General features: G+C 43.9%; 18 protein-coding genes. 2 read left to right on the top strand and 16 right to left on the bottom strand.

The annotated features are described in order from the left end of the window. Positions 1-11 precede the first annotated feature (11 nt). From gcvT to KNP62_RS01250, 11 genes are all read right to left on the bottom strand, one after another. The gene (gene gcvT / locus KNP62_RS01300) at positions 12-1,088 is read right to left on the bottom strand and encodes a glycine cleavage system aminomethyltransferase GcvT (protein WP_214782397.1); all 1,077 of its coding nucleotides are present in this window, start codon (positions 1,086-1,088) and stop codon (positions 12-14) included. 148 nt (positions 1,089-1,236) lie between these two features. Next, on the bottom strand, positions 1,237-1,575 hold the full coding sequence (locus tag KNP62_RS01295) for a hypothetical protein (protein WP_214782395.1): 339 nt from the start codon (positions 1,573-1,575) through the stop codon (positions 1,237-1,239). After that, complete coding sequence (locus KNP62_RS01290; RefSeq protein ID WP_214782393.1) at positions 1,572-2,060, bottom strand: shikimate kinase; 489 nt, start codon at positions 2,058-2,060, stop codon at positions 1,572-1,574. The genes KNP62_RS01295 and KNP62_RS01290 overlap by 4 nt, the downstream gene beginning before the upstream one ends. After that, positions 2,053-2,352, bottom strand: coding sequence for a hypothetical protein (locus tag KNP62_RS01285; RefSeq protein ID WP_214782391.1), 300 nt, complete (start codon positions 2,350-2,352; stop codon positions 2,053-2,055). The genes KNP62_RS01290 and KNP62_RS01285 overlap by 8 nt, the downstream gene beginning before the upstream one ends. Continuing rightward, complete coding sequence (locus KNP62_RS01280) at positions 2,328-2,732, bottom strand: hypothetical protein (protein ID WP_214782389.1); 405 nt, start codon at positions 2,730-2,732, stop codon at positions 2,328-2,330. Before KNP62_RS01280 ends, KNP62_RS01285 begins: the two co-directional genes overlap by 25 nt. A gap of 13 nt (positions 2,733-2,745) precedes the next feature. Continuing rightward, a complete protein-coding gene (locus KNP62_RS01275) occupies positions 2,746-2,982 on the bottom strand; it encodes a hypothetical protein (RefSeq protein ID WP_214782386.1) in 237 nt (78 codons plus the stop codon). Further along, positions 2,969-3,400 (bottom strand): prepilin-type cleavage/methylation domain-containing protein, encoded by a 432-nt coding sequence (locus tag KNP62_RS01270; RefSeq protein ID WP_214782383.1) that lies wholly within the window; start codon positions 3,398-3,400, stop codon positions 2,969-2,971. Before KNP62_RS01270 ends, KNP62_RS01275 begins: the two co-directional genes overlap by 14 nt. Further along, positions 3,397-3,699: a prepilin-type N-terminal cleavage/methylation domain-containing protein gene (locus KNP62_RS01265; RefSeq protein WP_214782380.1), complete on the bottom strand. Its 303-nt coding sequence runs from the start codon at positions 3,697-3,699 to the stop codon at positions 3,397-3,399. The genes KNP62_RS01270 and KNP62_RS01265 overlap by 4 nt, the downstream gene beginning before the upstream one ends. A gap of 14 nt (positions 3,700-3,713) precedes the next feature. Further along, complete coding sequence (locus KNP62_RS01260; protein WP_214760231.1) at positions 3,714-4,691, bottom strand: type II secretion system F family protein; 978 nt, start codon at positions 4,689-4,691, stop codon at positions 3,714-3,716. Continuing rightward, positions 4,673-5,479 (bottom strand): ATPase, T2SS/T4P/T4SS family, encoded by an 807-nt coding sequence (locus KNP62_RS01255; protein WP_214782377.1) that lies wholly within the window; start codon positions 5,477-5,479, stop codon positions 4,673-4,675. The genes KNP62_RS01260 and KNP62_RS01255 overlap by 19 nt, the downstream gene beginning before the upstream one ends. Positions 5,480-5,537: 58 nt before the next feature. Further along, complete coding sequence (locus KNP62_RS01250) at positions 5,538-5,924, bottom strand: Spx/MgsR family RNA polymerase-binding regulatory protein (protein ID WP_074033321.1); 387 nt, start codon at positions 5,922-5,924, stop codon at positions 5,538-5,540. Between the two features lie 250 nt (positions 5,925-6,174). On the opposite strand from KNP62_RS01250, the gene KNP62_RS01245 reads away from it, so the two are divergent. Continuing rightward, positions 6,175-6,438 (top strand): DUF2626 domain-containing protein, encoded by a 264-nt coding sequence (locus KNP62_RS01245; RefSeq protein WP_012726597.1) that lies wholly within the window; start codon positions 6,175-6,177, stop codon positions 6,436-6,438. A gap of 31 nt (positions 6,439-6,469) precedes the next feature. Here KNP62_RS01245 and KNP62_RS01240 read toward each other — a convergent pair whose 3' ends face one another. Continuing rightward, positions 6,470-7,090: an MBL fold metallo-hydrolase gene (locus tag KNP62_RS01240; RefSeq protein ID WP_214782374.1), complete on the bottom strand. Its 621-nt coding sequence runs from the start codon at positions 7,088-7,090 to the stop codon at positions 6,470-6,472. Between the two features lie 157 nt (positions 7,091-7,247). Between KNP62_RS01240 and KNP62_RS01235 the strand changes: the two genes are divergently transcribed. After that, positions 7,248-7,427, top strand: coding sequence for a DUF2759 domain-containing protein (locus KNP62_RS01235; RefSeq protein ID WP_074033323.1), 180 nt, complete (start codon positions 7,248-7,250; stop codon positions 7,425-7,427). A 110-nt stretch (positions 7,428-7,537) separates the two neighbouring features. On the opposite strand, the gene KNP62_RS01230 is transcribed toward KNP62_RS01235, so the two are convergent. The 4 genes from KNP62_RS01230 to KNP62_RS01215 form a co-directional block, all read right to left on the bottom strand. Then, positions 7,538-9,454, bottom strand: coding sequence for an LTA synthase family protein (locus KNP62_RS01230; protein WP_214782371.1), 1,917 nt, complete (start codon positions 9,452-9,454; stop codon positions 7,538-7,540). Between the two features lie 224 nt (positions 9,455-9,678). Beyond that, positions 9,679-10,641, bottom strand: a complete 963-nt coding sequence (locus tag KNP62_RS01225) for an ROK family glucokinase (RefSeq protein ID WP_214782368.1) — start codon at positions 10,639-10,641, stop codon at positions 9,679-9,681. Positions 10,642-10,734: 93 nt separating this feature from the next. Beyond that, positions 10,735-10,929, bottom strand: coding sequence for a YqgQ family protein (locus KNP62_RS01220; protein WP_214782365.1), 195 nt, complete (start codon positions 10,927-10,929; stop codon positions 10,735-10,737). Then, a complete protein-coding gene (locus tag KNP62_RS01215) occupies positions 10,926-11,948 on the bottom strand; it encodes a M42 family metallopeptidase (protein WP_214782362.1) in 1,023 nt (340 codons plus the stop codon). The genes KNP62_RS01220 and KNP62_RS01215 overlap by 4 nt, the downstream gene beginning before the upstream one ends. Positions 11,949-11,958: the final 10 nt, after the last annotated feature.

The raw sequence follows: 11,958 nt of genomic DNA, 5'->3' as shown, positions 1-11,958 counted from the left end.
ATCCCCCTGTTTCATTTCGTTCGTTTATAGAAAGGTGTCGGTACGCGTTCGGCTTCAATCTTTTTGCCACGAATGTCGATAACAAATCGCTCTTCATCTTTATACCGTGCATCCACACGTGCCCAGGCGATCGACTCATTGACTGTCGGAGGCATTGTACCAGTAGTAACGACTCCAACGACGTTCCCATCAACTTCTACTTGCGCGCCTTGACGTGCGATTCCGCGACCAAGCAATCTCAAGCCCATCATCCGGTTCGGGATGTTTTCTTTTTGTGTGGCGAGCGCCTCTTTTCCAATAAAGTCCGTATCTAATTTGACCGCAAAATTAAGGTTCGCCTCGAACGGAGTAACCGACTCATCTAGTTCATGCCCATAGAGCGGAAGGCACGCTTCAAACCGTAGCGTATCTCGTGAACCTAACCCGCAAGGTGTAACACCCTCTGCTTCAAGCGCTTCCCAGATTGCTGAGATCCCTTCTGCCCGCGCATAAATCTCGAATCCGTCTTCTCCCGTATAACCACTTCGCGAAATGATCGAAGCAACACCCGCCACATCGCCGTTTATAAATTTAAAGAAACCAACTTCGTCAAGCGCTACGTTCGTAATCGTTTGAAGAACAGCTTCCGCATTTGGGCCTTGAATGGCAATTTGGCCATATTCATCAGACTCATTCGTCACCGTGACGTCGCCACTAACAAATTGACGAATGTGCGCCTCGTCTTTTTCGATATTCGAGGCATTGACGACGAGCCAATAAGCATCTTCATCTAACCGGTAAACGAGTAAGTCATCCACTACGCCACCATTCTCGAGACAGAGAAGGTTGTACTGCGCTTGACCGACTTTAATCTTTGAGACATCGTTCGTCACAAGATTCTGCACTTGTTCTAAAGCGTCCGGTCCTTCAACCCGAATTTCTCCCATGTGAGATACATCAAACATCCCCACGTTTTGACGTACAGCCTGATGCTCTTCTTTGATCGAAGAAAACATTATCGGCATTTCGAACCCCGCAAAATCAACCATCTTCGCCTTCGGTTCAATCAATTCGAACAAAGGCGTACGTTTCAAAGTAACCTTTTCCATAATATCCCCCAATCCCGAACATAAAATGCTTTTGTTTTTGAAATCTTTCGTTTTCCATTCCACTTTAACAATTTTTATTCTTTCTGCATAGTTAAAAAAGCGAAAAAGAAAAAGGATGAAAAACGAAAACGTTTTCATCCTCATTATTTCATATTTTTGTCTCGGTGGAAACGTCAGAGCGTTCGATTCCCGCTGTACGTTTGATTTCATGTGTCAGCCCGACTGTCGCCCGTTTCAATTCAATCGATTCGTCTTTAGCTTTGATGCCGAAATCTTTGATTTGCGTAACGGAACGGTTGACCGCGTCCACATGCCCTTTGATTTCAGTGACTTGTTGGTTGATGACGTCAGCACGAATCTTAAATCGTTCCGTCAAACGGTTTAGTCTTCCAAACGTCGGCTTCATCTGTTTTTTAAATAACAAATATCCATATACACCAAGTCCAATGATGGCGAATAAAAGAACTGCAAGGTTAATCCAAATCATACTTTTTCCTCCTTCATCCGGATAATCTGTTCTGCAATACACCGCGGTGTCTGAGATGCATCAATCGTCTCGTCAGCTTCTTGATAAAAAGTGGTCCGTCGGTTGTATAATGCCCGAACTTCTGACTCTCCTTTTTTCACCAGCGGTCGATCCGAATCTTTGATCCGTGCCCAGCATTCCTCAAATGGTAAGTCTAAATGAATGATTTTACCGTGTTCGCGCATCCAACGTATGTTTTCAGGGCGTTCGACAATACCACCACCCGTGAGGACAAAGTCAGCATCGATCCGCTGAAGAACTTTTGATTCTACGTCACGAAACGCTGACTCCCCGTATTGGTCAAAATATGTAGCGATGTCGGTTCCAATCCAGGCTTCGATTTCTTCATCAAGGTCCACGACGTCTCCATGTTCTTGCATAAAATTGAACAAGGTAGACTTACCTGTACCCATAAATCCCACGATATAAAACGGTTTCTTATTCATAAGCAATCACCTCTTTATGACGTTCACCAGATATCAACACCATCTCCACTTCCGTTCGATTCGGTGCAATCGGACGACACATCACCGTACCCGTCGGTTTGGTGAGCGTTACCGGTTGATTGCCACAGCGTTCTTTCGCCAATAACAAGTGGGATTCAAAACGTATGGCCAATATCTCATCTGAGATTCGTTTCGTCGTTCGTTCTACATCAGTATACCAAAATAATGCAATACCAAGTAACCACACGACGATTGTCAACGTAGTGATTAGAAAGAATCCTCTTTCATACACATGACGTACCGCTCCCTCTCGAAAGTTGAATCTTTCCAAGAGATTCGAAATCCCATACCGACCGTTTCGACGCGATACTGATCGATTCCTCTTAAAAATAACAAGTTCCCTCCTCCGTCTCCGACCATGACCAAGTTCCCGTTCAACTGTTTGATTGTCCATGGCCACACTTCTTCATCTACCTTAAGAAAATCACCTCTTAATCGCCCCTCATCGACGCGACAATTTTTGCTGTTCTGCAAGCGACGCACAATGAGTTGGGGAGTCGTATGGTGGTCCCACTTCGGTTGTTCGTAAAGGCGTTGACCAAGCGTGAGCAATTCGACCAACAATAATATAAAGATGGGAAGAATCAACAATACTGCCGTCATTTCTAACATGGTAAACCCCGGATCAAAGCGTCGGTAAGCAAAAACCCTTTTCACACACTTCTTCACACCCAGTCGGTTCAGCGGCTTCAAGCAGCACCTCTCCTTGTAATCGTTCATAAATGAACAACGTGTCACGCAACCTTGCGACTTGGTCATTTCCTTGTGTCACAAACGACGTCAAAATGAGTACCCAGCCCATTACAACCGCTAGGCTCACAATCACTTCCCATAACGAGAATCCTTTCTCATCCCCCTTCATGGATGATCACCTCCGGTTCATACGTTCCAAGTCGAAATTTAAACGTGACAGATGTTTTCCCACTGACAAATTTCCACTGTCCTGCATAGGAAGCTGTTGCCTGGGAGAAGGTGATGGTATTGTAGGTCGGAAGATAAACAATGATTCCTTCCGGTACGTCTACCCTTCGCACTAACGTCATTCCACACATGATCAAATACCTTCGCTGTTTAGCCACCCAAATCAACTTTGGCACGCAACTTCCATTTTCCGAAATGTACGGGTATTGTCCCGCTTCTTGAATATTCGTCACTAACGTATCTGTAAAATCAAATAGTTCAAGTCGCTCAAAAGGCTTCACTACAGGACTACTGATCAGTATGAGGAAGGAAATGATCACGAGTACCCACGCCATCTCGACAAACGTATAGCCTTTCATTGTTTCTTCAGCGAACCATCAAGTGGAGAATACGTGTAGGCTGACGATTGACAACTATACACTAGTGGATCCGTTTCAGAAGCACGTTTAATCACTTCTAATGTGGCAGGGTATGATTTATGTTCGGCATAGTGTAAATTGATTTCTGACTCGACGATTCGGACACTTCCCTCACAACTCACTTGGTCCGCCCGTGACTTTCCTTCTGTCAGCGTCGGCACGAGTAATAACAGTAAAATTGAAATAATGAGTAAGACTGCAGCCATCTCAACAAGCGTGAATCCTTGTTCTTCCTTCATGTGAATGTCCCCTTTCATAATTGAGCCATGATAAGTTTTACAGGCAAATAAAGAGTATAGAATAAGGTGCCAACCATGACGCTGAGCACTCCATAAAGTGCCGGCTCTACTTTTTCGATCAATTGACGACTATATTGTTCCATTTCTTCGAATACTAGTTCTCGATGAAGTGACATCAATTCACCGAGTTCTCCACTCATCGACCCTACTCCTAACAAGCTGACAACTTCATAGTCAATAAATCTTTCCTGTTTGACTGCCATTTCGATTCCTTCACCGGCAGACAACCGTTTGTGAATCCGATTTGCCATTTCAGCCATCTCCCCCTTTTCATTAGCGAGACGACTGATAATTTGCCTGATGTTCGTTTCCGTCTGTTGTAATAACGACAATTCGCTGACAAACAAATAAGTCAGGTACAGAGTTTTACCACGGTTCCATATGTAAAACGGTAGTTCTACACCTCGTCGATGCAGCATGTAGACCGTGATCCCAAGCATCACAAATACAGAAAACAGAGCTGGAAAGAACCATTTCGATAGTAAAATTGAACCTGCTCCCTCATATGTGGACACATCAACCATCCCCATCAGCTTTGGGAAAATGTACAACGCATAGACCATCCCAAGACCGAGCAGGATAAAGAAAATGATTAAAGGATACCGAATGAGTCGCTTCAATTCTTCCTTCAACCGCATCCGCATTTCTAAAACTAAAACGACTTGAGATAACCCATCCATAAACCGCCCGTTCCGATCGGCTGTCATCAATATTTCTTGCATTTGGCGATTTGTGATGATTAGCGAGAACACGTCCGCTAAAGAAGTACCAGATTCAAGTTGTGCCCTCATCTCTTGAACATCCGCTTTCCTGTTTCCTTTTTCATGATATTCAAGTGTTTCCATTGTGGCTTTCAACGATACACCTCGGGATTGAAGACGCAGAAAACGGTGAATCAATTGAATTGGTGGTTTTACTGAAGCGTTGCCCATTCACACGTCACCTCCTGATCACGCGTTAGTACACACCAATGTCTTTTTACTGACGATTTTCCGAGCAATTGTTCAAGCCGTTTCTCCCCATCCTGAATCGTCGCTGTATGAAACGTAGTAATCGTCAAATGCCCACTGAGTGCAGCATCGTAGGCGACGTTTAACTCTTCCTCTGTCCGTACCTCTCCGATTACAATGATGTCTGGGTCGGCACGTAACGTTTCTTTTAATAACTGTCGATGATTCAACCCTGCTTTTGCATTCACCTCGAGTTGAATCACCCCATCAATCTTTTGTTCTGGAGGATTTTCAATCGTGACGATCCGCTCACGCTTTAAGTGATTAAGAAGCGCATACAATATTGTCGTCTTGCCCGCACCAGTAGCACCTCCGATTAACAGGAGACCATGTCGCGATGCAGACATTTCTTGAAAACGTTCAACGTCCCCTGGTCTCAACAAGTGATGAAGCTCAAACACTTGATTTGGTACCCTCCAGGACATCAATGTTTGAGTAAATGATGGGAGAAATGTTACGCGGATGACTTCTCGATCAAGTTCATACACGCCTGACTGAGGCACACGTTGATTCGTGTCCGGTAACGAACACCAATATCGCATATGAAGTGTGAGACGGTCGTATTGATTGATATCCATCGACTGAAGATCAAGCAGTCTCATATCTGATCGGATTTGGATCTTCACTTCATGCGTACTCGGTATAAAATGAAGATCGCTTGCCCCCGCCTCTCTCGCCACAATCATCAGTTGTTCAATAAGCTCCTTCATTCCGCTCACCTCGAGAACAGCATAAAAAAAAGCCCACTCTATTGAAAGTGGACTTGTCTTATGAAACTTGTGTCGAAACGACATGATGACGACGTGCATATGTTTCGATTGAAACCTTGTCATAACCGACAATGACTTCTTTTCCGTCTGTTAAAATCGGACGTTTTAACAATTTTGGATTTTCACTCATCAGTTTGAGTAGTTCGCTCAGCTTCAAATCCTCAACATCAACGTCGAGTTGTTTGAAGGCTTGGCTTCTAGTAGCAAGAAGAGAATCTACACCTTCTTCACTAATCGCAAGGAGTTGTAGTAATTCGTCGACAGTCGGTGCATCTCTGAAAATGTGACGTTCACTCACTTGAAGTTCTTGTTCCTGTAAAAACGCTTTCGTCTTCCGGCAAGAAGTACAGCTCGGGTACGTGTAAAACATTAATTCTGATGCCATTTTATGTTCCTCCTCATTTCAACTTTTCACTTCGCTCATTTTGTATAAGTTGATTATACATCTCTTATACCCTGTTTGTACATATTTTGTACAACTTTTTTATAAATTTTGTACAACTTTATTTTCCGTATTGATTTCACATATTTTTCACGATTATTTTGCTCAATTCTCACGTTTCCATAGCATTTTTTCGAATGTGTTGGTAAAATAGTGAATGAGAATGGAATAATGCACGTATGGGGGGATTAACATGGCAAGAATGTTTCGTGTCCTAGGCTTCTGGACTGGGCTAGTGGCGGCACTTGCTTTCGTAGGCGCACTAGGCGGCGACCAAAGTAGTAGTGAACATACTGGTGACTTTATCGTTATGGGACTTGTCTTCTTAGCACAAACGATTTTCTTCGTCGCACTTGGCTACTTAAAGCTTACTGAAAAAACATATGTATACGTCTTCGGCGCGTATTTGACAATTTTCTTCGTTGTCTTTACGTATTGGAGCAACTTCCAAATGTAAAAAAGATTGTCTCCGACGAGACAATCTTTTTTTATTGCTTGAAGAATGGATTTGTTTGCTTCTCTTCTTCAAGCGTTGTTTTTGGTCCGTGACCTGGATAAAGAACCGTCGCACCCGGAATCAAGTGCTTCATGCGTTCAATGGATCCCATCAACGTCGCCTGATCGCCTCCGAATAAATCGGTACGACCGACTGATTGTTTAAAAATCAAGTCACCGCAAAACGCAATCTTTTCATCCGCCATGTATAACACGACGCTACCTGGTGAATGACCAGGGGTGTGATAAAGATCGAATGTAAAATTGCCGATAGTCAACGTATCGCCTTCATATACCTTTTCAGCCGGCTTCATCGCCGGTACAGGAAGATTGAAAGCGTGCGCTCCGTTCTTTTCTCCATTCGTCAACCAATCACTTTCGAGACGATGGACATATACTGGAACTTTATAGCGTTCACGGAGTGCATCCACTCCTCCAATGTGATCAAAATGGGCGTGAGTCAACAAAATCGCAGCGGGTGTACCAAGACGATCAATCACCTCGAAAAATCTTGGGTCATCCGTTCCTGGGTCGATGATGACGACACTACCTTCTTTTTCAAGGACGTATCCATTCTCCTGCGCTAAGCCTGACGTAATCTTCTTCACTTGCATATGATTGATCCCCCTCTCACTCAAAACAATATTGTGGCAAAATTGTATCGATGTCAACCTTTACTCGACAGCGCCTCAATAATCGGATAAAATAATAATGATATTTCAGTGAAATTTTTATGAATTTCATGACGTATAATTAAAGGGGGAACTCGTCATGCATTTGTATGAACCGTTCGGATGGATTTCTGTCATCGTCGCGATTGTGGCTGTATGGGGAATGATTCGTTCATTCAAAAAACGCCAATTCTTTCCACTCGCAGTTGCAGGTTTAACTGTACTCGTATTCGGATTCTTTGGTGTTGCCACGTTAATCTACGGCGGTATTCCAGGTTAATGGATTTGTATCAAGCAATCATCAAGCGACTTCGGTCGCTTTTTTTGTGCCTATAATTCCTCGATATAAAAAACGAACCAAATCACATAGTGGTTTGGTTCGTTTTTAGGTTATTCATTCGTTTGTTCTTTAAAGCGGAGAAGGTCGGAATAGATCAAATCATCGTTCATTTGTAAGATTTTTTCCGCTTCTTCCGTCATTGGACCACAAAGTGTTGTGTCCTCAACCACTTCTCCAGAAGTAGCATTGTAACAAGTTGATTGTGTCCATACATATTCATCCGTCACAACCGTACCATCTCGGAAGATTGCACGACTATTTCGGTTTTCAGAGAACAAGTCATTCCCGAATCCGATTGTGTCCGACGTGTCAATTCCAAGTAAATGCAAGATTGTCGGTTTCATGTCGACGTGACTTCCGATTGTTTCATGCACTTCACCTTTTTCTTGATCCGGCAAGTGAATCGCAAACGGCACCTGTTGTAACTTCGCCACGTCATATGGTGTCAACTCTTCTTTACCGAGCAACTCTGCCATCGCATTGTTGTGGTTCGTCGAGATACCATAATGGTCACCATAAACTACGAAAATCGTATCATCCCACATTCCGTTCTCTTTCAATTGATCGATGAAGAGACCGAGTGCATAGTCTTGATATGCAAGCGCCTGCGGGAAGTTATTTAACGTTGTTGAACTTGTCTCGAACTTCGGTACGAGTTCATAGTCTTCGCTTGGCATCGTATATGGGAAGTGGTTCGTCAATGTGATGAACTTCGCATAATACGGTTCAGGCAACTCTTGAAGCATTGGAATCGATTGTTCGAAGAAACTATCATCTAAGAGACCCCATTCTGTCATGTCTTCTGGATTTCCGAGATCGTAGCTCTTTTCATCAAAGAATTGATCGACACCGATATTTTTATACATTTGGTCGCGGTTCCAGAACGATTTATTGTTCGCATGGAAGACGGCCGAATAATAGTTATCTTCTTTAATCAACTCTGGAAGTGCTTGATATTCGTTGTCCGCGTTCGTAAAGTATACGGCACCACGCGGTAGGCCATATAGTGAGTTATCGAGCGCAAACTCCGCATCTGATGTCTTCCCTTGACCTACTGTATGGTAGTAGTTTGGCCAATAGTGAGACTCTTCAATCAGTTTGTTCAAGTTCGGCGTGATAAATTCACCGTTCGGCGCTTTCATGTTGTGTGTGAAGTTTTGTGCAGATTCGAACGACACAACAATCACGTTTTTCCCTTTATATTTACCGAACAAATCAGGGTTCGGTGCAGCATAGTTCTGACGAGTGAATTGTTCAATCGTTGCAAGCTCTGATTCGTCAGCCATCGCTTTTTGAGCAGATGTTTTCGTTTGAAGCATCGCGTCATACACATGGAAGTTAAACGTTCCGATGTTTTTCACTAATAGCTCACGGTCGAATGAACGAGTCAACAATTCCGGACGCTCTGTTTCCGCCAAAGAAAGGTTGAACAAGAATACCGATACAGCTGCAACGAATGTCACGAGTGCGCGACGATGTGAAGCAGCATTCTCTTTCATATTCATACGCCATAAGATAAACGGTAAGACAAAAACGTCACCAAGAATGATTAAGTCTTTCCATTCGAGAAGTGATGTGAACGATGTCGACAGCGTCTCCATGTTCGATGGTTGCATAATGACCGGCATCGTTAAATAGTCCGTAAATTCACGATAATACACGGCATCCGCAAACAAGATGAAGGATGCGAGCGCGTAAAGCGTGTAGAGCACCCATTTTTGTTTGTTTCCTTTAAAGAAGAAATGGAAGGCAAACAAGAATAATGTCGAACTGATCGGGCTGATCAGTAGGATAAAGGCTTGTGCGGTGTTTTCAATCGGAATGTTGAAGAAAAATTGATAGACGATATACGTCTTCGTCCAAAGCAATAACGTAAATATCCAAAATAGACGATATTCTTGAAACGAAGCGCGGACCGTATCGTTCAGTCTCGTCGATAGCTTCGAGAAGCGTTGAGATGAATTCATCTGACGGTCTCCTCCTCTTTTCAGTTTTCGGCATGTTTTTATAGCCATTTATTTTTATATTTGTTCATACATTGTACAATTCGATTTGAATAGTACACGTCCAGTATCAAGTCCAAATCTTACCCCTTTTTTAATAAAAAATCAACTGTGACGTTACAAATTTTACAATATCCCATACCCTTTCCCATAAGAAAACACGCCTGCAATGTGCAGACGTGTCAGTTTTATACGCGTGTCGGAAGGAAGTGTTTGCGTGCTAACCAGCCACAACCGATGACTCCGGCATCATTTTCAAGTTCAGCGATTTTAAACGTCGTCGACTCATAGACACGTTCGAGTGCGAAACGCTTGAACTGAGCATCAAGCGGTTCAAGCAATGCTGTCCCTGCTTTTGAGACGCCGCCACCGATGACGATCATTTTCGGGTTGAGTGTGTTGGCGATATTCGAGATTGTCAATCCGAGATATTCTGTCATCTCGTCAATCACTTCTGTCGCGATTGTATCCCCAGCTTTATAAGCTTCGAATACGTCACGTGCCGTCACTTCTTTCAATTCGTTCAACGAAGTATCTTGATTTTTCCGTTTTTGCAACGCTAAACGTGAAATACCTGTCGCAGAGGCAATCGTTTCGATACACCCTAATCGGCCACAGCCACATTTTACAGCTTTCGCCTCATCTCGTTCGACGGTGATATGACCGATTTCTCCTGCCATACCAGCCGTACCATGAACGATGTTTCCGTTCGTGATGACGCCACCACCGACGCCTGTACCGAGCGTGATGGCAAGTAATTCGGATGCACCTTCACCTGCACCCTTCCACATTTCCCCGAGGGCAGCGGCATTCGCATCGTTTTCGAGGACAGCGGGGAGTCCGACCGCTTTTTCGAACTCACTCACAAGAGCGAAGTCTTTCCATCCGATGTTCGGTGAATACTCGACAACACCTTCAGAGAAATTGATGAATCCAGGGGCTCCGATACCTGCACCTGCGAAGTCTTCTTTCTTCTTGCCTGACGTCTCTAAATACGTTTCAAATGAGGCTGCGATGTCTTTTGGTATATGTACACCGTTTTCTCGAATATCCGTTTTAACTTCCCACTTATCAGAAATGATGCCATTCATGTCTAAAACAGCCATCTTCACCGTTGTACCACCGATGTCGATCCCTAATAACCATTTCATACCGTTCACTCCTCATCTCAACTAAATCGCTTTCATTCAATAGTGTACACTATTATCCCCTTAGTGCAACCCTTTGCACTAAGGGGATTTCTGTCAATCTCTTGAATTTTTCAATTCGTGGGTCAAAATGATTTTCGCCGTATCGTATACACGCTGCTCGATGATGCCCCCTTCATACAACTCGTCGAGTTCCATCATCATCAGTGAGATTTCAGCATCCCGCTCCCCGATGTAAATAATGGTTCCGAACGATTTTAAAAACTGTTGGACATCATAAAAGTTTTTCATGCTTCTTCCTCCATCGTTGACAAGACATAACGATTTAACAATTCTCTTGTCGCTTCCATAGACGTCACATGTGTCCGTTCATAACTATGACTTGACTCAATTCCTGGACCAATCAAAGCGTGCTTCACATCGTAGCCTGCACGGATCGCAGCCGACGCATCCGAGCCATAATAAGGATAGATATCCACTTTATAAGCGATGTCATGCGCCTTACATAATGAAGTAAACTTACGGCGCAAGCTAATATCATATGGTCCAGATGAATCTTTGGCACAAATCGAAACCGTATATTCATCTGAATGTTGACCATCTCCGAGCGCCCCCATATCGACGGCAATGTATTCCACAACATTTTCAGGAATGCCGGCATTCCCCCCGAATCCGACTTCTTCATAATTCGAGATTAAGAAGTGGACCGTATGTGGCAAATCATCATTAACCAAATCTTTAGCTAGGTCTAACAAGATGGCCACAGAAGCCTTGTCGTCCAAATGACGAGATTTGATGTATCCGGAAGACGTCACCTTGAATCGTGGATCAAATGACACAAAGTCACCGATTTCAATTCCAAGTGCCGTCACATCTTCACGAGAATGGACTTTCTCATCCAATCGAACTTCAATGTTTGAAGCAGAGCGTTCTGCAGAGTTCGTGTCTTTATACACATGAACGCTCGACTGATGGACGAGGATGGTTCCTTCGATCGCCTCCCCCTCCTCGCGATGAATGAGACAGTTTTCTCCTTCGATCGCCGTCCAAGCGTATCCACCCACTTGCGTGAGACGTATGCGTCCGCTCGGCAAGATGTCCTTGACCATCGCCCCAAGGGTATCAACGTGCGCCGTCAAAAGACGCGCCTCGTCCGAACGTCCTGGGAACGTCGCGAGCAACGCCCCTTTATGTAAACGAGACGTCTTCACACCGAGTGTTTGGAGTTTATTTTCTGCAAATCCGATCGCCTCCTCCGTCATACCAGACGGACTCGGGATTTCAACTAATGTTTTCAGTGTTTCTATCATCATATTCTCC

Source organism: Exiguobacterium sp. s183 (assembly GCF_018617655.1).
Taxonomy (GTDB): Bacteria; Bacillota; Bacilli; order Exiguobacteriales; family Exiguobacteriaceae; genus Exiguobacterium; species Exiguobacterium aestuarii_A.
Note: the sequence above shows the minus strand (reverse complement) of the source record. Positions and strands in the feature narration are given on the sequence as shown.

Bases quoted from the DNA above. Each gene is read 5' to 3' on its own strand.
- gcvT (WP_214782397.1), bottom strand. From the start codon at position 1,088: ATGGAAAAGGTTACTTTGAAACGTACGCCTTTGTTCGAATTGATTGAA.
- KNP62_RS01295 (WP_214782395.1), bottom strand. From the start codon at position 1,575: ATGATTTGGATTAACCTTGCAGTTCTTTTATTCGCCATCATTGGACTT.
- KNP62_RS01290 (WP_214782393.1), bottom strand. From the start codon at position 2,060: ATGAATAAGAAACCGTTTTATATCGTGGGATTTATGGGTACAGGTAAG.
- KNP62_RS01280 (WP_214782389.1), bottom strand. From the start codon at position 2,732: ATGTTAGAAATGACGGCAGTATTGTTGATTCTTCCCATCTTTATATTA.
- KNP62_RS01275 (WP_214782386.1), bottom strand. From the start codon at position 2,982: ATGAAGGGGGATGAGAAAGGATTCTCGTTATGGGAAGTGATTGTGAGC.
- KNP62_RS01270 (WP_214782383.1), bottom strand. From the start codon at position 3,400: ATGAAAGGCTATACGTTTGTCGAGATGGCGTGGGTACTCGTGATCATT.
- KNP62_RS01265 (WP_214782380.1), bottom strand. From the start codon at position 3,699: ATGAAGGAAGAACAAGGATTCACGCTTGTTGAGATGGCTGCAGTCTTA.
- KNP62_RS01260 (WP_214760231.1), bottom strand. From the start codon at position 4,691: ATGGGCAACGCTTCAGTAAAACCACCAATTCAATTGATTCACCGTTTT.
- KNP62_RS01255 (WP_214782377.1), bottom strand. From the start codon at position 5,479: ATGAAGGAGCTTATTGAACAACTGATGATTGTGGCGAGAGAGGCGGGG.
- KNP62_RS01250 (WP_074033321.1), bottom strand. From the start codon at position 5,924: ATGGCATCAGAATTAATGTTTTACACGTACCCGAGCTGTACTTCTTGC.
- KNP62_RS01245 (WP_012726597.1), top strand. From the start codon at position 6,175: ATGGCAAGAATGTTTCGTGTCCTAGGCTTCTGGACTGGGCTAGTGGCG.
- KNP62_RS01240 (WP_214782374.1), bottom strand. From the start codon at position 7,090: ATGCAAGTGAAGAAGATTACGTCAGGCTTAGCGCAGGAGAATGGATAC.
- KNP62_RS01235 (WP_074033323.1), top strand. From the start codon at position 7,248: ATGCATTTGTATGAACCGTTCGGATGGATTTCTGTCATCGTCGCGATT.
- KNP62_RS01230 (WP_214782371.1), bottom strand. From the start codon at position 9,454: ATGAATTCATCTCAACGCTTCTCGAAGCTATCGACGAGACTGAACGAT.
- KNP62_RS01225 (WP_214782368.1), bottom strand. From the start codon at position 10,641: ATGAAATGGTTATTAGGGATCGACATCGGTGGTACAACGGTGAAGATG.
- KNP62_RS01220 (WP_214782365.1), bottom strand. From the start codon at position 10,929: ATGAAAAACTTTTATGATGTCCAACAGTTTTTAAAATCGTTCGGAACC.
- KNP62_RS01215 (WP_214782362.1), bottom strand. From the start codon at position 11,948: ATGATAGAAACACTGAAAACATTAGTTGAAATCCCGAGTCCGTCTGGT.